Here is a 16,937-nt window from a genome sequence, read left to right as displayed (position 1 = left end):
CCGGATTACTCGGCGGCCTCGGTCAGATTGCCGGCGTCGGTCATCCCGGCTTCGATTTCCGCTGCCTTGGCCTCGACCAGTTCGACGATGTGATCGAGCATCAGACTGGACTGCACATGATGGTCGGTTACCCCCGACAGATAAACCATGTGCTTGCCGTTTCCGCCGCCGGTGATGCCGATGTCGGTTTCGCGCGCTTCGCCCGGGCCGTTGACCACGCAACCGAGTACCGACAGCGAAAGCGGCGTCTTGATATGCTGCAGCCGTTCTTCGAGCGCCTGCACCGTGCGGATCACGTCGAACCCCTGCCGCGCGCAGGACGGGCAGGAAACCACCCGCACACCGCGGGTCCTGAGGCCCAGCGCCTTCAGCATTTCGAAGCCGACGCGGACTTCTTCCTCCGGTTCGGCGGACAGCGAGACCCGGATCGTGTCGCCGATCCCGGCCCACAGCAGATTGCCCATGCCGATGGAGGATTTGACCGTCCCGCCGATCAGTCCGCCGGCCTCGGTAATGCCCAGATGCAGCGGGCAATCGACCGCGTCGGCCAGCTGCTGATAGGCCGCGACTGCCAGAAACACGTCGCTGGCTTTCACGGCGACCTTGTATTCGTGGAAATCGTGATCCTGCAGCAGTTTGATATGGTCGAGCGCGCTTTCCACCAGTGCTTCGGGGCAGGGCTCGCCGTATTTTTCGAGCAGGTCCTTCTCCAGGCTGCCGGCGTTGACCCCGATGCGGATGGCGCAGCCATTGGCCTTGGCTGCGCGGACCACTTCGGCCACCCGCTCGCTCGAACCGATATTGCCCGGATTGATCCGCAGGCAGGCGGCGCCGGCATCGGCAGCCTCCAGAGCGCGTTTGTAATGGAAATGGATATCCGCCACGATCGGAATCCGCGCCGCCTTGACGATCCGGCCCAGCGCAGCGGTGCTTTCGACGTCGGGACAGGACACCCGGACGATGTCAGCCCCGGCATCTTCGCAGCGGCGAATCTGCTCGATGGTGGCCGCCGCGTCGGAGGTCAGCGTGTTGGTCATGGTCTGCACCGTGATCGGCGCATCGCCGCCAACGGGGGTATTGCCCACCATGATCTGGCGGCTCTTGCGGCGTTCGATATCGCGCCATGGTCTGATGGATGACATGTGCGCCTTATAGAGTGAACGGGTTTCAGGTGAAAGACCAAGTTCGCGGCCCGCCTTTCGCTCCGAACCCGGCAAACGACCGGTGGAAATCGGCCCAGCCCAAATCGGCCCAGCACAAATCGGCCCAGCACAAATCGGCATTGTCTGGGAGACGGTAATCCGCGACAAGGCCCCATGCCTGAAAGTGTATTCCTGACTGACGACGGAGATGGTCCCACCCCCTTGCTGTTCGGCAGGGTGCTGGACGGGAAGGGCGGGGGACGGCCGATCGACTGGACCGAGGCGCTCGATTGGAAGCCGGGGGCACCGGGCGAGGTCCTGTGGGTGCATCTCGATCGCACCCGCCCGGGGGTTAGCGAATTGCTGCAGAGCGAACTCGCCATTCCCCGCACGACCGCGGAACTGCTGGTCAGTCACGACACCCGGCCGCGCGCCTTTCGCGAAGGGGACACGCTGGTTGCGACCTTGCGGGGGATCAACTCCAATCCCGGTGCCCAGCCGGAGGACATGGTGTCCATGCAGCTGTGGTCGGATGGCAAGCGGGTGATCAGCCTGCGCCGTAACCCGCTGCAGACGCCCCGCGATACGCTGGCACTGATCGATGGGGGGACCGGACCCGGTGATGCGGGTGCGTTGGTTACATCGCTCATCGAACATATGATCATGCGGATGAACCGGTCGATCGTCGACATGAACGACCACATCGATGCGCTGGAAGAAGCCGACGGCGGCGACACTGCGGAGCGGGTGCTGGAAGAAATCGCCATTATCCGCCGCAATTGCCTTGGGCTGCAGCGCCACATGGGCCCGCAGCACGAAGCGCTCGAATCGATTGCCCGCGATGCGCCCGAATGGTTCGAGGAGCATGACCGGCGCGAAATTACCGAAACGATCGAACGCCTGCGGCGCTATCTCGACGATATCAACATCAGCAAGGAAAGCGCGATGGTGATGCAGGACGAATTGCGCGCCCGGGCACTCGCGCGGTCGAACCGGACGAACTACCTGCTGACAATTGTCGCGGCGGTTTTCCTGCCGCTGAGCTTCGTCACCGGCCTGCTCGGGATCAATGTCGGGGGTATGCCGGGGGTCGCGAGCGACCACGCGTTCTGGATCGTGGTCGGGCTGTGCCTCGGCGTTTTCGCGGTGCAGCTGTTTCTGTTCTGGAAGTGGAAGTGGTTATAGGGCCGGGTTGCAGGCCGGGTGCATGATTATGGTAGCAACGCGTTTGCACCCACGCGTTCCCCGGCCCGCAATCACGGGATCAGCGTTTGATCGGCTTCAGCGAACCCTTGCCCTTGGGCGTTTCGATCTTGGTGCAGGTTCCCTTGTCGACCAGCTTCCAGGCGTTGCCCTGATAATCGGTGGTCGAGGTTCCGGCGCAGCTCGTGCCCGGTCCTGCGGCGCAATCGTTCTTGCCTGCCTTGGCGACGCCGTAGCATTTTTCCTTGTCTGCTTTCTGCGCAGCTACCGGGGTTGTCGCCATGCCGGCGGCAATCCCGGCGGCCAGGGCGATACCGGCAAAGCGGCTGATGGATTTCGTGTTCATGGTCTTTCTCCAGCGGTTGAGGTTCAGGGGCACCGACCGCTCGGTCCGGCCGGTGCAGTTCCGGCGTTCCCACCGGGACTGCTTGGGTGTTCGGGAGGTTTTTTCCAAAGGTTACAACGCTTCGGTAATCCGCTTCAATCCAGCCGCAGCTCATAGAGAAACTCCGCGTCGCGCTGCTTCCCGACCCAGAATCCGATGTCGGCGATCTTGGAAAATCCGTAGCGGTGGTAGAACCGCTGGCCGCCAAAGTTTTCGCTGTAGACGGACAGTTGAATCGCGTCGCAGCCGCGCTCGCGGGCTTCGGCAAGCGCCCAATCCATCAGCGCCGCGCCAATCCCTGATCCGGTCCTGCCCGGGGCAGTGTACAATTGGCCGAGCGCGATCGGGTTTTTCGCATCGGAATACCCGGCATACGCGCTGGGATAGCGGAGCTTGCAATATCCGATGAGCCCGCCCGCATCCTCCGCCAGCCGGTGGATATATTCCGGTGCGGCAATTTCAGCCTCCACGGCGGGTTCGGAATAGGCTTGCTCGAGGAATACCGCCAGATCGTCGGGCTGGTACAGATCTTCGAACGCGGCGCAGAAACTGGTCCGGCCAAGTGCCGCCAGCGCGGCAACGTCGTCGGGCGAGGCGGGGCGCAGAATCATGGTCCCGCGCGCTCTACAGCCATTATCCCTGCGATTGAAGGCCCATCGCTGCGCCAGGACGATTGGGGCTTTGCGCGGCGAAATTGTGTGTTAGCTACAGCGGCATGAACCGCACCCTGACCCGCTTCGCCCTGATCGCCGCCATGATCATCCCCGCGTCAGCTCTGGCGCAGGAAAGCACCGGCACATCGCCGGGCTGGACCTTTGCGATTCACGGCGGGGCGGGAACGATGGACCCGGACCGGATGACGGAGCAGCAGCAGGCGGACTACAAAGCTGCACTCCAGGCCGCGCTCGATGCCGGCAGCGCGGTGCTTGATGGCGGTGGCAGCGCGTTGGAAGCGGTGCGCGCCGCGATCGTCATTTTGGAGGACGATCCCAAATTCAACGCCGGGCGAGGCGCGGTGTTTACCTGGGAAGGTGCCAACGAACTGGATGCCGCCATTATGGACGGGCGCGACAGGTCCGCCGGTGCGGTTACCGGTGTTACCAGCGTGCGGAACCCGATCGTGCTGGCCGACGCGGTCCGGCAAGATGGGCGGCACGTATTTCTGAGCGGAGCGGGAGCGGAGGAATTCGCCGGCGACAAGGGTCTGGAGACAATGCCGCCCGAATGGTTCGCGACCGAGGCCCGGCGGGAGGCGCTGGAGCGGCTGAAGGCGGAGCAACTTTCTGCCATGGACGTCGATCACAAGTTCGGGACCGTCGGCGCGGTGGCGCTGGACAGCCAGGGGCATCTCGCCGCTGGCACCTCTACTGGCGGGTTGACCGGCAAACGCTGGGGCCGGATCGGGGATGCGCCGATAATTGGCGCGGGCACCTATGCCGATGACCGGGTGTGCGCCGTTTCCGCCACCGGGGCAGGCGAGTATTTCATCCGCGTGGGCGTGGCGCATGAAATCTGTGCCCGGATGCGGATCGCCGGGGAGGCCGCGCAAAGCGCTGCCGACGCAGTCATGGCCGAGGTCAAGGAACTGGGCGGCGATGGCGGCGTGATCCTCGTCACCCCCGAGGGCGAAGCGGTGTTTTCGTTCAACACGGCCGGAATGTACCGCGGCCGGGCGGACAGCAACGGACTGAACGAAGTCGCCATTTTCAGGGATTGATCTGCGCGGCCCGGCGCCGACCATCGCCATCCCTCGATCAGAAAAATTACCGATCAGGAAAACTTGTCCGCTTTCCGCCTGCCGAAGCGCATGCCCCCTTCCAGCCGGGCGCGCAATTGGGCGTAGAACGCTTCGAGGAACGCGCGCTCGTCGCCAGCGCCGGGATTCCAGCCGATCTTGCGGCAGATAGTTTCGGCCACCGCCTGAATGGCCTCGGGTTTGCCTTCGCGCAGCACCCTTTCCAGCGTCTGCAATTCATATTCGCCGTAAACCGCCAGTTCCTCGTCGCCGAATTTGTACTCGGCGCCGGTGATCGCGCTTGACCCCATTCGGGCGGCGCCTTCGGTGGACAGGGCTGCGGCGAGGGCCCGGCGCGGCGCTTCGACCACCCAGGTTCCCGCCACCAGGTCGCCCGCCCGCATCGCATCGCGGTTGAACACCGCGAACAGCATGAACACCAGGAACCACACCATCGCGGCAATCCCCGCCGGACCGCCCTCGCCGCTAGGGGCAGTCAGGACAAACACCAGCGGCAGGAAAATCTCGATGTCGCGCAGCAGATTGCGGGCAATCACCGCCTCCGCAGTCAGCCGCCCGCCATCGCGCGCGGCGACTCTGAGGCCGACCAGCCGCTTGCCCGGGGTGGCCCCGCGCGGCCCCATCTCGAAGCTGAGGAAATAGCCGTAACGGGCGAGGAACAGGAAAATGATGTAGGCGATGAAAATGAACTCCGCCGCGCCGCCACGGTTCTGGGCCTCGTCCATTTGATTGATCAGGCCGCTGAACGTCCAGGCGAGCAGCAGGCTGACCACGATCACGGTCACGATGATAATCAGATAATCGATGATCAGCGCACCCGCCCGCGCCGACCGCGCGCCGACGATGAAAGGCAGGGCGATCCCTTCCGGCGTCACCACGATCCGGCGGCGTTTTTCACTCGCGGCTTCATACGGGGTGGATAGGGCTCGGTTCATGCCGCTTGGTCCGTGACGGGCTTGCGGCGGAACGCGAAGAAATACCCCAGCCACAGCGCCAGCATCGTCATGCCAATCGCCAGCCGTTCGTCGGTGCCGAGCAATTGGCGCGGGAATGCCTCCAGCACGGCGGCCAGGATCAGCATCAGCACCACGCCGGTCATGACCTGCGCAGCGCGCCGACCGCTCTGCGCCGCTGCGGTCATGATTGAGCGCGCGCCCGGAAACGCCATCGAACGACCGATGTGGATCCCTGCTGCGCCCGCCAGCAGGATCGCCGAGAACTCGGTCGTGCCGTGCACGCTCAGCCACGCGCCGAACTCATAGCTCAGGCCCGCCTCGGAATAGAGCCACCACATCGCCCCGAGCACGGCCATGTTGTGCACCAGCAGCATCAGCGAGGGTACACCGAAGGCGAACCCGAGGGCGAAGGCGAGGATGCAGACCCCCGCATTGTTGCTGAACAGCGATGCCGCAAAAGTGCTCAGGCCCGCCGCGCTATCCTCGATCGCCAGTGTCTCCACCAACGCTTCACGGCTGGCACCGGGAACGCGGCTATCCATGAACTGGCTCGGGACCAGCCGGTAATACCATTCCTGATCACGCGACACGAGCAGATAGCCGGTGAGGGTGCCCGCGATCATCGCTGCCAGCGCGATGCAGATGTCGAGCCAGATTTCCCGGACCGACCGGCTCAGGCCGCCGCCAAGGAAACCGCGAAGCCAGCCGAAGAAGCCTTGGCGGGGACCATAAACCTGGAACCAGGCGCGCTGGACCAGCGATTCCAGATAGGCCAGCGTCGCCTTGTCGAGCGATGTCTCGCGCGCCACCGCGAGGCTGGATGCGGCGGTGCGGTAAAGCACCGGCAGGGCCAGCACATCCTCGTCCGGCAATCCGCGCAGCCGCCCGCTTTCCATTCGCTTGAGGATGCTTTCGAGCCGGGTCCAGTCGCCCTCGCGCTCCAGCCGGAAGCGGTCGGAACGCAGCGCTGCAGCTTCGATCGCAGGCGGCGCATCGACCGTTTTCTTCCCGAACCAGCTGCGGATAGCGGGCGCTTTCATCCGATGGCTCCCGATCGCTTGATGTTTAGATAGCGGTCGATCAGGCGATAACCGATCCGGTCCCATGGGGCTTCGATGATGTCCACGCCCATCTGCCGCAGCCGCTGCAGCACCAGCGCCCGCTGACGCGCCAGCGTGTCGGCGCTTACGGCCATCGCCAGATCGTTCAGGGTGGCGGGCTCGGCGGCGGTAAGTGCGGCGATTTCGGAATCCTCGATCGTCACGAACAGGACAAGATGCTTTTTGACCAGCCGACCGACGCTTTCGATCATCATTTCCGCCGCCGTGGGGTCGGTGAAATCGGAAAACAGGATCACCAGAGACCGGCGCTTCAGCCGCTCCGTCAAAGTGGCGAGGGCGAGGGTGAAATTGGGTTCTTCGGCGTGATAATCGAGGCCAGCCGCTGCGCTCTGCAATCGGGCGAAGGCACGGCTGTCCGCCACGAACGGGGTGAACACTTCGGGCCGCCGGGCAAAGCCGAACAGCGCCACCCGGTCGCCGCCTTTCAGCGCGACATAGGACGCAGTCAGCGCTGCAGTTACCGCACGGTCGATCCGAGGAAGGCCGTCGACCGGTTCGCACATCGCCTGGCCGCAGTCGAAAGCGAACACGATCTGGTTGTTGCGCTCGCTTTCGTTCTCTCGCGCGTACAGCCGGGTGTGGCGCGCGCTGGCCTTCCAGTCGATCCGGCGGCGGTCCATGCCGGGTTCGTATTCGCTGAGCGCTTCGAACTGGGTGCCTTCGCCGCGTATCCGCCGGGCAATCAGCCCGAACTGGGCATCGCGCAAATAATTTTGCAATTCGGGCGAACGGACGGGGGCAAGATCGGGCCAGATGCGGATTTGTTCGTCCACATCACGCTGTACCTGCCGCGCGCCCAAGCCCAGCGGTCCGGCCCAGCGAAACCACAGCTTGCCGATCCGGGCGGTACCGCGGCGATTGGGCGACAGGATTGCGCTCCCCTGCCAGCTGGCTGTTTCCGCTTCGAAATCGAGCGGCAGGGTCGCGGTGCCTGCCGGGCCGAGCCGGGGATCGAATTCCAGCGCCACCTCCGGCGACGAATTGCTGGCGCGTCCGGCGAATTCCGCGAGCACCCGGATGGTCAGCGGTTCGCCGACTTCGGCGTCTGCCGGAACATCGAGCTTCCAGTCGGTCATCCGCCCGGCCACCAGCCCGTCCAGCAGCACCAGCACCAGCAGGGCCGCACCCGCTGCCGGGGCGAGGACCCATGCGCTCGGCGCGGCGGCCGCGATCACGATCGCGAGCGGCGCGGCCAGGGCCGTCAGCCAGGCGGCGCGGGCAGTGGGGAGGATCGACAGCGCCATGCAGCGAGGCCTAGCGCGGGGCTTCCGTGGCTTCGACCAGCTCGGCCACCAGCGCTTCCATGTCGCGCCCCTCGATTTCCGCCGCCGGGCTGAGTGTCAGGCGGTGCCGCAACACGGCGGTGGACAGCGCCTTTACGTCATCAGGAATGGTATAATCGCGTCCTTCCAGCGCGGCGCGGGCGCGGGCCGCCCCTGCCAACACCACGGCGGCGCGCGGGCTTGCGCCGATCGACAGGTCGGGATTTTCCCGCGTGGCGCGCACCAGCCGAACGACGTAATCGGTCACTTCCCGCGCCATGGTGACGGTGCCGACCGCAGCACTCGCCGCGCTCAGCATCGCCCCGTCCGTAACAGCGGTGACGCCCAGGGCCGCAGGGCTGCGCGGGCCCTGCCGATCGCCGTAGCGGGTCACGATTTCGGCTTCCTCGGCTTCGCTGGGATAGGACACCAGCAGCTTGAACAGGAACCGGTCGAGCTGCGCTTCGGGCAGGGGATAGACCCCCTGGTTCTCGATCGGGTTCTGGGTCGCGACCACCAGGAACTGGTCCGACAGGCTATGGCTTTCCCCATCCAGCGTGACCCGGCGTTCCTGCATCGCTTCGAGCAGGGCGGCCTGCGTCTTGGGCGGCGTGCGGTTGATCTCGTCCGCCAGCAGCAGCTCGCAGAAAATCGGCCCGCGCGTCAGGGTGAACTGGCTGGTCTGGAAGTTGAACAGATTGGAGCCCAGAATATCGCCTGGCAGCAAATCCGGGGTGAACTGGATGCGCCCGAAATCAAGACCCAGTGCGGCGGCAAAACTTTGCGCGAGGAAAGTCTTTGCGGTTCCGGGAGGGCCTTCGAGCAGGACATGGCCCTGCGAAAACAGCGCGACCAACAAATGATCGACCGTTTCATTCTGGCCGACGATGGCCTTGGCCACTTCGCCCCGGATCGCCGCTGCGAGGTTGCGGACATCGTCCAGTGTCATATTCATCGGGAAAGCTTCCTTTCGAGGGACCGGAGCGCATTGGCCGCGCGCAGAACGTCATGCGGGGTGCGGGCCTTGCGCAAGTGGCCGAGAGTGTGGCCGACAGGAGGTTCATCGGGCAGGCGGCGGTGCAGCGCGGCATCTATCTGGCTATCGTCCGCCCGGTGCAGGCCGAGCGCGGCGGCAATCCGGATACGCATCATCTCGGCATAGGGGGCCGTCAGCAGATGCATCCGCCGCGTGCGCTGGATCAGACCGGCGCTGTTGGCGACCAGTTGGCGTTTTCCAAAGGCGATCGCGCGCCCTTCGCTGGCGGGCGGGCCGAACCGGCGGAAGGCGCGCCATCCGACCACCAGCATCGCGATCAACAGGCACAGGGTCGCCGCGAGAAACGGCGGCTTCATCGCCAGCGTCAGCAGGTTCTGAGTGCCGCCGAGTCCGCTCTGCGTCAGATCGAAGGTGATCGGCAGCTCGCCATATTCCATGGTCAGGGCAACGATTTCGCGGGCCAGTTCCGCCCGGCGGGCATCGGCCATGCCGTAATTGTTGAGCAGGTCCGGTTCAGCCACGAACACGACACCCCATTTTTCGAGGATAGCCTCGTCGTCGCTTTCCGTTGGCGCAATCCCGGCGGCGTCGGCCATATCGGGGTAGTAGCCGCCGTCATCGAGATATCCGGCCAGCGTTTTGCCAAGGGAATCACGTATCAGCGGCCTGATCCGCTCGCCGGATATCGACAGGCTTTGCGCATCCGGCAGATTTCCGTTCATTCCCAGCCCGCGCCATTGCATGCCGCTTTGCGGCAATTGCTTGACGGTGCCTTCCATCGCGAGATCGCCTTGCAGCTCCTCCAGCCAATAGGGCTCGCTCGCGCCGCTCAGCAGCACCCAGCCGGTGTCTTTTTCGACATCCCATTCATCGGGAATTTCCGCGACGTTCCATTTCGGCAGAATTACCAACGTGGGTCCGGCGAGGCGTCGATCCTCGATCACGTCGGCCAGATCCCCGGCCTCCATGAAGGCGGGCGGGGTGAGGATCAGCAGCGATTCTCCGGTCAGCGCACCGGGGCTGCGTGACAGAGTGATTTCGTAACCGTCATCCTCCAGCAATTCGGCAAGCGCGGCAAAGCCGTTGAGGCCCCGGCCCACCGCATGACCGCCGCCGTCGTTACCACCCCCGGTCTGTCCTGTGCCGATGAAATACAGCGTGGCGAAGAAGGCGAGCGCGCCGAACAGCACCAGCGCGAGCATCACCTTGGGGTTGAACGGACTGGCTGGCAGGGCACTCATTCCGCGTGGACCGCTGTCCCGCCGCCGTTACGCGCCAGCGCACGGGCGGACAGATTGGCGAGTGCGAACTCGCTATAGGCTTCGCGCGCGGCTTGCCAGTCCAGCGCGTCGAGCTTGCGCAAGGCGAACAGGCTGCGTTCGACGCGAGTAGATATCGCGGAAAAGGCTCCGCGCGCGGCATCGGGCAGGGCCGGCAGCGCGGCGATCTCCCGCGCGGTGGAGGACGGTTCGATCCAGTTCGGCCGGGCAGCGGCGATGTGCCCGACACTGCGCTGCAGCAGCAGATGCGTGGCTTCGTCGAACCGGCCCTCCGCTGCCAGCCGGTCCGCATCCTCCAGCAGGGCCAGCGCGTCTTCGCGGCGCGGCACCCACGCATCCTCCTCCTCTGCTCCGCTGTCCTCCCGGCGCTCGATCAGCGGCGCGATCAGCTGGTACAGCAGATACAGCAGCGCCGCGATGGCCAGCGCCAGGAGCACCCATTTCAGGACCGGCCAGGCATCGCCGAGCATCCGGCCCAGCGGCGCGAACATTTCCTCCAGCCAGCGGCCGATGTCCTGCAGCCAGCGCGGCGTCTCGGGCGTCTCGGGCGGCTCGACCGGCGCGTATTGAATCGACGTGTCGGACCGGACGGCCTGCCAGCCCTGTCCGGCATCCGAATTGCCGCCCGCGTCGATTTGCCCCGTGTTCACAGTCACGGCGGTGGTGGTGGCAGAGCGCGGTGCGGGGAGCAAGCCATGGGATTGATTAATCCCGTCTTTGGCTCGAGCCGCGCCGGAAACTATCCTCGCGGGCGGGCCTGGCGGTAGCTGCCGAGCACGCGCATTTCCTTGCAGTGAAACGCCAGTTCTTCCAGCGCCCGGTCCACGGCTGGATCGCCCGGCGCGCCGATGATGTCGGCATAGAAGGTGGTTGCGGCAAAGCTCGCGCCCTTCTGGTAGCTTTCCAGCTTGGTCATGTTGACACCGTTGGTCGCGAACCCGCCCATCGCCTTGTACAGGGCGGCGGGAATGTTCTTCACCTCGAACACGAAGGTCGTCATCGCGGTTTCGCCCGACAGCGATGCCGGATCGAGCGGCTCGCGGGCCAGAATGACGAATCGGGTCATGTTGTCATGCGCGTCTTCGACCCGGCTCTCGGCGATGGTGAGGCCGTAGAGATCCGCCGCAAGAACCGGAGCGATCGCGGCAATCGCAGGATCGCCGCGTTCCGCCACATAGGCGGCGGCCCCTGCAGTGTCGGCATGGCTCAGCGGCACGATTCCGCGTTCCCGCAGGAAATGGCGCGACTGGCCGAGCGCCTGCGGATGGCTGTAGGCGGCCTCGAAAGGTCCGAGCGATCCGTCGGCATGGGGCAGCGCCATCAGCGCGTGCGAAATCGGCATGAAATGTTCACCCACGATCGCCAGACCGCTTTCCGGCAGCAGGAAATGGATATCGGCGACCCGGCCGTTCTGGCTGTTTTCGATCGGGATGATCGCGCTGGCGGCGCGGCCGTCTTTCACCGCGTCCAGCGCATCTTCGAAACTGAAACACGGCAGCGGCAGGCTTTCCGGCATCGCCTCACCCGCGGCGCGGTGCGAATTGGCGCCCGGCGACCCCTGAAACGCCGCGGCCTGCAGCGGTGCGGCGGCAGCGGCGGCCTGCATCTTTTCGACCATGGCGAGCGCGGGAGAGGGAAAACTTTGCATCGTCCGCAGCGCCTAACCGTGCAAATCGCGCACTGCAATGTACAAAAGGCAATGCGGGGGGCGCCGGCACATTCAAGGCCGCCGAAGAATACGCTCTCTATTGCAATGGCCCGGTCGCAATCGGCGCGCTTGCAGTATCGCCCGCCTGCCCTTAAAGCGACCGCCAATCTCTTCACCAGCAAAGATGTCGGATTTTTGACGCATGGACGATCGCTTGAACACTACCGCCGGATGGGTACTTTTCGCCGGGATCATTGCCCTGGGACTGAGCGCGGTCGGTGCGCGCTTGTATCATGCCGACCGGGCGGAAGCTCCGGAAGAAGGCGGCTACTTTATCCAGGGCGCTGCGGAAGAAGGCGGCGAAGAGGCAGGGCCCTCGCTGGCCACCTTGCTGGCTGCCGGCGATGCGGCAGCCGGGGCAAAAGTGTTCGCCAAATGCACCGCGTGCCATACTGTCGAACAAGGCGGTGCCGCGGGCATCGGGCCCAATTTGTATGGCGTGGTGGGCACTCCCATCGGCCAGCACGCCCCGGGTTTCGCCTATAGCGATGCACTCAAGAGCCATGGCGGCAACTGGGATTATGCCGCGCTCGACGCCTGGCTCAAGAGCCCGCGCGGCTTTGCCGAAGGTACGAAGATGAGCTTCGCCGGTCTGAGCAGCCCGGAAGACCGCGCCAATGTCATTCTCTATATGCGTGAAAATGGCGGTGGTCCGGAATTGCCGACACCCGAAGCACCGGCCGCCGAAGCTGCCGCTGAAGATGCGCCGCTGGATGGCGCGGTTCCTGCTACAGAACCCCTCGGCGCTGAAGAAGCCGGGGCCGTTGCAGCGCCGGTACCGGTTACCTGACGCCGGCTGAAACCGTTTTCCATTCGAAATAGGGGCCCTGCGATTGCGGGGCCCTTTTTCGTTGGGTCCTTACTGCTGGCCCTTGAACCCCTGCGCCACGACATACCATTCGGACGATCCCTTGCGGCTGGCAGGCGGCTTGGCGTGCTTGACGGTGGTGAAGTGCCGCTTGAGCAAGGTGAGCAGCTCCGTATCGGTTCCCCCTGCCAGCACCTTGGCCACGAACGCGCCGCCGGGCGCGAGGTTTTCGACCGCAAACCACGCCCCGGCTTCGACCAGTCCCATGGTTCGCAAGTGATCGGTCTGCTTGTGGCCGACGGTGTTGGCCGCCATGTCGGACAGGACCAGGTCGGGCGGTCCGTCCAGCGCCTGTTCCAGCGCGGCCGGGGCGTCCTGCGCCATGAAATCCATCTCGAAAATCGTCACCCCTTCGAGCGGCTCGGTGGGCAGCAGATCGATACCGACGATCGCGGCCTTGGGGCTGACCTTGCGCACGACCTGGCTCCAACCGCCGGGCGCGATGCCCAGATCGATGACCCGCTTCGCGCCGCGCAGCAGCGAGAATTTCTCGTCCAGTTCGATCAGCTTGTACGCGGCCCGGCTGCGGTATCCGTCCGCCTTGGCCTGTTTGACATAGGGATCGTTCAGCTGGCGTTCCAGCCACCGGACACTGGACGCGGTGCGGCCTTTCGCGGTCTTCACCCGTTTGGACGGATCGCGGCCGGACCGGCTCACGCGCCGCCGCCCGTGCGGGAATTGAGCACGGCGGTGCGGCTCTTCTCGCCCTCGACATCGGCGGCCATCAGGCTGCGCAGAATGCCCTCGCGGATGCCGCGGTCGGCCACGCCCAATTGCTTCGCCGGCCAGATGTCGAGAATCGATTCGAGGATTGCGCAGCCCGCCACGACCAGATCCGCGCGGTCGCTGCCGATGCACGGCAGGTTGCGCAGCTCGTCGGGCGTGATGCGGGACAGACGTGTGCTGATATCCCGCATAGAGGCCGCCGGAACGATCAGCCCGTCGACCGCGCGCCGGTCGTACTGCGGCAGTTCCAGATGCAGGCTGGCAAGGGTGGTCACCGTTCCGCTAGTGCCCAGCAGGCGGATGCTGCCGTTCGGACCGGCCAGCGGGGCAATCCGCTGGGCAAATTCGGCAAAACTCGCCGCCACCAGCCGCCGCATTTCATCGTAACGCGCTATCCGGTCGCTCGCCGCTGAGCCAGCGGCTTCACCCACCGTATCGGTCAGCGAAACTACGCCCCAAGGTACGCTTTGCCAGTCGAGGATCCGGGGCACGGGGCCGCCCGGTTCGATCAGGATCAATTCGGTCGAGCCGCCCCCGATGTCGAAAATGACCGCAGGGCCCTCGCCGCCTTCCAGCAGGATGTGGCACCCCAGCACGGCGAGGCGGGCTTCTTCCTCTGCGGTGATAATGTCCAGCACGATACCCGTTTCATCGCGTACGCGCTCGATGAATTTCATTCCGTTGGAAGCCCGGCGGCAGGCCTCGGTCGCAACCGAGCGCGCGAGATGGACGTTGCGCCGGCGCAGTTTGTCCGCGCAGACCTGCAATGCGCCCAGCGCGCGGTCCATCGCCGCATCGCTCAATTCGCCCGATTTGGCCAGACCTTCGCCCAGCCGGACTACCCGGCTGACGGCGTCGATCACGGTGAAGTTTTCTCCCGACGGGCGGGCGATCAGCAGGCGGCAGTTGTTGGTGCCCAGATCCAGCGCGGCATAGGCCTGACGCCGGGCGACGGGCGCGCACAGTTCGTCGGCTGAATTGCCAGCGCTGCCGGACCTGGCTTTGTGTTGCGGCTGCGAGGGGCGCTTGTAGCGAAAATCTGCTACCTTACCGGACCTGTCGCCCTCGTTTCTGCCAGCCGTATTATGACTGTCCGGCGGAGAGTGATCCGCCATTGCACGTATACTTTCTATTCCTCCCGCAGAAATTCCGCGGGGACCTGTCGGCGATGCTAGCGAGCGATTGGCCCAAGGGCAAGCAGATCAGGTGATCACCTCGCGACAGCAGCCTTGACGGCGCGGCCCGGCAAAACTAGATGCACGGCCGCTTACAGGAATCTGCGGCCTGTACAGCGCCGGCTTCAAGATCGCCGCATGGTGCCCCGTCGTCTAATGGTAAGACTACGGACTCTGACTCCGTCAATTGAGGTTCGAATCCTCACGGGGCATCCAGTTTTTCTCGAAAGTTTATAAGCGGTTCAATCAACCAGATCGACGCTTCTGGCCTCGAAAACCTTGAGGCGATCTATCACCGGCTGGGGCGCCCGCACTTTCTTGCGCAGCTCAATGGCAAGGTCTTCCTGTCGCAGAACCGCGCCTTTGCCGAAATGGCGCTCGATACGGACGAACCTGCCGCCCCGATCGACCCTTAACTGGCTCGCGGGCTGATCTGATATTTGCCAAGGGAATTTGACTGCACCGGCGGCCATGATAGGCAGCCGGTCATGGACGTCGAAACTTCATCCGCACACGGCCATGCGGTGCATGGGCAGCCAGTACCGATTGCCCGGCTGATCGAGAGCGATCCAGCCGCTGCGCTGGAACGTCTGCGCGGCGCGGTGGCGCGCGAACCGCGCAATGCCCCCGCCTGGCGCCTGATGGGGCGGGCTTTACGCAAACTGGCGCGCGAGGAGGAAGCGGGCGAGGCCGAAATGGCTGCGATCCGCGCCACCGCTTATGATCCGCAAATGATCGCCATCGCCGGCGCCATGCTAGAGGGCGAGCTCAGTCAGGCCGAGGCCTTGCTGCGCGAGCGGCTCAGCGCCCAGCCCACCGATGCGGCGGCGATCCGGTTGATGGCCGAACTGGCCGCCCGGATCGGCCGCCTGCCCGACGCCGAAGCGCTGCTGCGCCGCGCGATCGAACTGGCCCCCGCGTTCGCGGCCGCGCGCGCCAATCTGGCGACGGTGCTTTACAAGCAAAGCCGTTATGAAGAGGCCGCGCGCGTGCTCGACGAAGTCTTGGCGGTCGATCCCGCCAATCCGGGCAACCGCAATCTGCTGGCTGCAACGCTGGGCCGGATCGGCGATTATGACGAGGCGTTGGCGCTCTATGCCGAGCTGGTCGAAACCTTCCCCGATCATGCCAAGCTGTGGATGAGCTATGGCCATATGCTCAAGACCGTTGGGCGGCAGGAAGAAGGCGTGACGGCCTATCGCCGCGCGCTGGCGGTGCAGGCCGATCTGGGCGAGGTCTGGTGGAGCCTCGCCAATCTCAAGACCGTGCACTTCACGGGCGAGGACGTGGCGGCGATGGAAGCGGCGCTGGAGGGCGAGCCTTCGCACCATGACCGGCTGCACCTGCACTTTGCGCTGGGCAAGGCATACGGCGACTTGAAGCAAGCCGAACCGAGCTTCTGCCACTTTGCCGCGGGCAACGCGCTGCGCAGCGAAGAGCTCGAATACGATCCCGATGCGATCACGCGGCAGGTTGACCAGATGATCGCGCGGTTCACCCCGCAATTCCTTGATGAGCACCGTGGCGTGGGCGATCCCTCGCCCGATCCGGTCTTCATCCTGGGCCTGCCGCGCGCCGGATCGACGCTGCTCGAACAGATCCTCTCCAGCCATTCGCAGGTCGAAGGGACGATGGAGCTGCCCGATATTCCTGCGATCGCGATGCGCGAGGCGCGCAAAGCCGGCGGCGACATGCGCGACTGGCCCGATGCCGTGGCCGACATGCCGCGCGAACGGTTCGCCGAACTGGGGGCGGAATTTCTCCAGCGCACGCGCGTGCAGCGCAAGTCCGGCAAGCCCTTCTACATCGACAAGCTGCCCAACAACTGGAGCTATGCCGGGTTCATCCACCTGATCCTGCCCAATGCCAAGATCATCGACGCGCGGCGTCACCCGCTCGATTGCTGCTTTTCCAATTTCCGCCAGCATTTCGCCAAGGGCCAGGGGTTTTCCTATTCGCTCGACCATATCGGGCGCTATTACCGCGATTATGTGCGGGCGATGGACCATTATGACGCGGTCCTGCCGGGGCGCATCCACCGCGTGATTCACGAGCGACTGCTCGACGATCCCGAAGCCGAAGTGCGTGCGCTGCTCACCTATCTCGGCCTTGATTTCGAGGATAGCTGCATGGATTTTCACACCAATGCGCGGGCGGTGCGCACCGCTTCGTCCGAGCAGGTGCGTCGGCCGATCAACCGCGACGGTGTCGGGCAATGGCAGCCCTACGATCAATGGCTCGGACCGCTGCGCGAGGCATTGGGCGATCTGGTCGAGACCTACGCGCGCTAAGGCTGCACCGACTCAGGTCATTGTGGCAAATATGCAATGATTTATCCACATCGCGCGATTTGCGTGG

At 64.9% G+C, this 16,937-nt stretch carries 17 protein-coding genes and 1 tRNA gene; 5 read left to right on the top strand and 13 right to left on the bottom strand.

Annotated features, from left to right (window positions below):
- Positions 1-5: 5 nt before the first annotated feature.
- Entirely contained in the window at positions 6-1,142 is a 1,137-nt protein-coding gene (gene ispG, locus U0988_RS07420; RefSeq protein WP_322291986.1) for a flavodoxin-dependent (E)-4-hydroxy-3-methylbut-2-enyl-diphosphate synthase, read from the bottom strand.
- A gap of 174 nt (positions 1,143-1,316) precedes the next feature.
- Between ispG and U0988_RS07415 the strand changes: the two genes are divergently transcribed.
- Positions 1,317-2,327, top strand: coding sequence for a zinc transporter ZntB (locus U0988_RS07415; protein WP_322291985.1), 1,011 nt, complete (start codon positions 1,317-1,319; stop codon positions 2,325-2,327).
- A gap of 79 nt (positions 2,328-2,406) precedes the next feature.
- On the opposite strand, the gene U0988_RS07410 is transcribed toward U0988_RS07415, so the two are convergent.
- The gene (locus U0988_RS07410; protein WP_322291984.1) at positions 2,407-2,691 is read right to left on the bottom strand and encodes a DUF2282 domain-containing protein; all 285 of its coding nucleotides are present in this window, start codon (positions 2,689-2,691) and stop codon (positions 2,407-2,409) included.
- 134 nt (positions 2,692-2,825) lie between these two features.
- Complete coding sequence (locus tag U0988_RS07405; protein WP_322291983.1) at positions 2,826-3,341, bottom strand: GNAT family N-acetyltransferase; 516 nt, start codon at positions 3,339-3,341, stop codon at positions 2,826-2,828.
- 143 nt (positions 3,342-3,484) lie between these two features.
- Between U0988_RS07405 and U0988_RS07400 the strand changes: the two genes are divergently transcribed.
- On the top strand, positions 3,485-4,447 hold the full coding sequence (locus tag U0988_RS07400; protein WP_322292019.1) for an isoaspartyl peptidase/L-asparaginase: 963 nt from the start codon (positions 3,485-3,487) through the stop codon (positions 4,445-4,447).
- Positions 4,448-4,500: 53 nt separating this feature from the next.
- Here the strand turns inward: U0988_RS07400 and U0988_RS07395 are convergent, their stop codons facing one another.
- The 7 genes from U0988_RS07395 to U0988_RS07365 all read right to left on the bottom strand — a co-directional run bounded on the left by U0988_RS07395 (position 4,501) and on the right by U0988_RS07365 (position 11,750).
- Positions 4,501-5,421 carry an RDD family protein gene (locus tag U0988_RS07395; RefSeq protein WP_322291982.1) on the bottom strand — a complete coding sequence of 307 codons (921 nt, stop codon included), beginning with the start codon at positions 5,419-5,421 and terminating at the stop codon, positions 4,501-4,503.
- Positions 5,418-6,482, bottom strand: coding sequence for a stage II sporulation protein M (locus U0988_RS07390; RefSeq protein ID WP_322291981.1), 1,065 nt, complete (start codon positions 6,480-6,482; stop codon positions 5,418-5,420). Before U0988_RS07390 ends, U0988_RS07395 begins: the two co-directional genes overlap by 4 nt.
- Complete coding sequence (locus tag U0988_RS07385) at positions 6,479-7,807, bottom strand: DUF58 domain-containing protein (protein ID WP_322291980.1); 1,329 nt, start codon at positions 7,805-7,807, stop codon at positions 6,479-6,481. Before U0988_RS07385 ends, U0988_RS07390 begins: the two co-directional genes overlap by 4 nt.
- A gap of 10 nt (positions 7,808-7,817) precedes the next feature.
- Entirely contained in the window at positions 7,818-8,774 is a 957-nt protein-coding gene (locus U0988_RS07380; RefSeq protein ID WP_416172375.1) for an AAA family ATPase, read from the bottom strand.
- Positions 8,775-8,776: 2 nt separating this feature from the next.
- Positions 8,777-10,063, bottom strand: coding sequence for a DUF4350 domain-containing protein (locus U0988_RS07375; RefSeq protein ID WP_322291978.1), 1,287 nt, complete (start codon positions 10,061-10,063; stop codon positions 8,777-8,779).
- A complete protein-coding gene (locus U0988_RS07370; RefSeq protein ID WP_322291977.1) occupies positions 10,060-10,758 on the bottom strand; it encodes a hypothetical protein in 699 nt (232 codons plus the stop codon). The genes U0988_RS07375 and U0988_RS07370 overlap by 4 nt, the downstream gene beginning before the upstream one ends.
- A gap of 83 nt (positions 10,759-10,841) precedes the next feature.
- Positions 10,842-11,750, bottom strand: a complete 909-nt coding sequence (locus tag U0988_RS07365; protein ID WP_322291976.1) for a prephenate dehydratase — start codon at positions 11,748-11,750, stop codon at positions 10,842-10,844.
- 202 nt (positions 11,751-11,952) lie between these two features.
- On the opposite strand from U0988_RS07365, the gene U0988_RS07360 reads away from it, so the two are divergent.
- Positions 11,953-12,600, top strand: a complete 648-nt coding sequence (locus tag U0988_RS07360) for a cytochrome c family protein (RefSeq protein WP_322291975.1) — start codon at positions 11,953-11,955, stop codon at positions 12,598-12,600.
- A gap of 69 nt (positions 12,601-12,669) precedes the next feature.
- On the opposite strand, the gene U0988_RS07355 is transcribed toward U0988_RS07360, so the two are convergent.
- Positions 12,670-13,335 (bottom strand): RlmE family RNA methyltransferase, encoded by a 666-nt coding sequence (locus tag U0988_RS07355; RefSeq protein ID WP_322291974.1) that lies wholly within the window; start codon positions 13,333-13,335, stop codon positions 12,670-12,672.
- Complete coding sequence (locus U0988_RS07350; RefSeq protein ID WP_322291973.1) at positions 13,332-14,519, bottom strand: Ppx/GppA phosphatase family protein; 1,188 nt, start codon at positions 14,517-14,519, stop codon at positions 13,332-13,334. The genes U0988_RS07355 and U0988_RS07350 overlap by 4 nt, the downstream gene beginning before the upstream one ends.
- Positions 14,520-14,721: 202 nt before the next feature.
- Between U0988_RS07350 and U0988_RS07345 the strand changes: the two genes are divergently transcribed.
- Positions 14,722-14,795 (top strand) — tRNA-Gln (locus U0988_RS07345).
- Between the two features lie 26 nt (positions 14,796-14,821).
- On the opposite strand, the gene U0988_RS07340 is transcribed toward U0988_RS07345, so the two are convergent.
- On the bottom strand, positions 14,822-15,052 hold the full coding sequence (locus U0988_RS07340; RefSeq protein ID WP_322291972.1) for a hypothetical protein: 231 nt from the start codon (positions 15,050-15,052) through the stop codon (positions 14,822-14,824).
- 15 nt (positions 15,053-15,067) lie between these two features.
- Between U0988_RS07340 and U0988_RS07335 the strand changes: the two genes are divergently transcribed.
- The gene (locus U0988_RS07335) at positions 15,068-16,870 is read left to right on the top strand and encodes a tetratricopeptide repeat-containing sulfotransferase family protein (RefSeq protein WP_322291971.1); all 1,803 of its coding nucleotides are present in this window, start codon (positions 15,068-15,070) and stop codon (positions 16,868-16,870) included.
- The last annotated feature ends 67 nt before the right edge of the window (positions 16,871-16,937 follow it).

The sequence above is a fragment of the Allopontixanthobacter sp. genome, from assembly GCF_034376665.1.
GTDB lineage: Bacteria > Pseudomonadota > Alphaproteobacteria > Sphingomonadales > Sphingomonadaceae > Allopontixanthobacter.
The sequence above is the reverse complement of the archived record's forward strand: the minus strand, read 5'-3'. Positions and strand labels throughout refer to the sequence as shown.

Bases quoted from the DNA above. Each gene is read 5' to 3' on its own strand.
- ispG (WP_322291986.1), bottom strand. From the start codon at position 1,142: ATGTCATCCATCAGACCATGGCGCGATATCGAACGCCGCAAGAGCCGC.
- U0988_RS07415 (WP_322291985.1), top strand. From the start codon at position 1,317: ATGCCTGAAAGTGTATTCCTGACTGACGACGGAGATGGTCCCACCCCC.
- U0988_RS07410 (WP_322291984.1), bottom strand. From the start codon at position 2,691: ATGAACACGAAATCCATCAGCCGCTTTGCCGGTATCGCCCTGGCCGCC.
- U0988_RS07405 (WP_322291983.1), bottom strand. From the start codon at position 3,341: ATGATTCTGCGCCCCGCCTCGCCCGACGACGTTGCCGCGCTGGCGGCA.
- U0988_RS07400 (WP_322292019.1), top strand. From the start codon at position 3,485: ATGATCATCCCCGCGTCAGCTCTGGCGCAGGAAAGCACCGGCACATCG.
- U0988_RS07395 (WP_322291982.1), bottom strand. From the start codon at position 5,421: ATGAACCGAGCCCTATCCACCCCGTATGAAGCCGCGAGTGAAAAACGC.
- U0988_RS07390 (WP_322291981.1), bottom strand. From the start codon at position 6,482: ATGAAAGCGCCCGCTATCCGCAGCTGGTTCGGGAAGAAAACGGTCGAT.
- U0988_RS07385 (WP_322291980.1), bottom strand. From the start codon at position 7,807: ATGGCGCTGTCGATCCTCCCCACTGCCCGCGCCGCCTGGCTGACGGCC.
- U0988_RS07380 (WP_416172375.1), bottom strand. From the start codon at position 8,774: ATGACACTGGACGATGTCCGCAACCTCGCAGCGGCGATCCGGGGCGAA.
- U0988_RS07375 (WP_322291978.1), bottom strand. From the start codon at position 10,063: ATGAGTGCCCTGCCAGCCAGTCCGTTCAACCCCAAGGTGATGCTCGCG.
- U0988_RS07365 (WP_322291976.1), bottom strand. From the start codon at position 11,750: ATGCAAAGTTTTCCCTCTCCCGCGCTCGCCATGGTCGAAAAGATGCAG.
- U0988_RS07360 (WP_322291975.1), top strand. From the start codon at position 11,953: ATGGACGATCGCTTGAACACTACCGCCGGATGGGTACTTTTCGCCGGG.
- U0988_RS07350 (WP_322291973.1), bottom strand. From the start codon at position 14,519: ATGGCGGATCACTCTCCGCCGGACAGTCATAATACGGCTGGCAGAAAC.
- U0988_RS07340 (WP_322291972.1), bottom strand. From the start codon at position 15,052: ATGGCCGCCGGTGCAGTCAAATTCCCTTGGCAAATATCAGATCAGCCC.
- U0988_RS07335 (WP_322291971.1), top strand. From the start codon at position 15,068: ATGGACGTCGAAACTTCATCCGCACACGGCCATGCGGTGCATGGGCAG.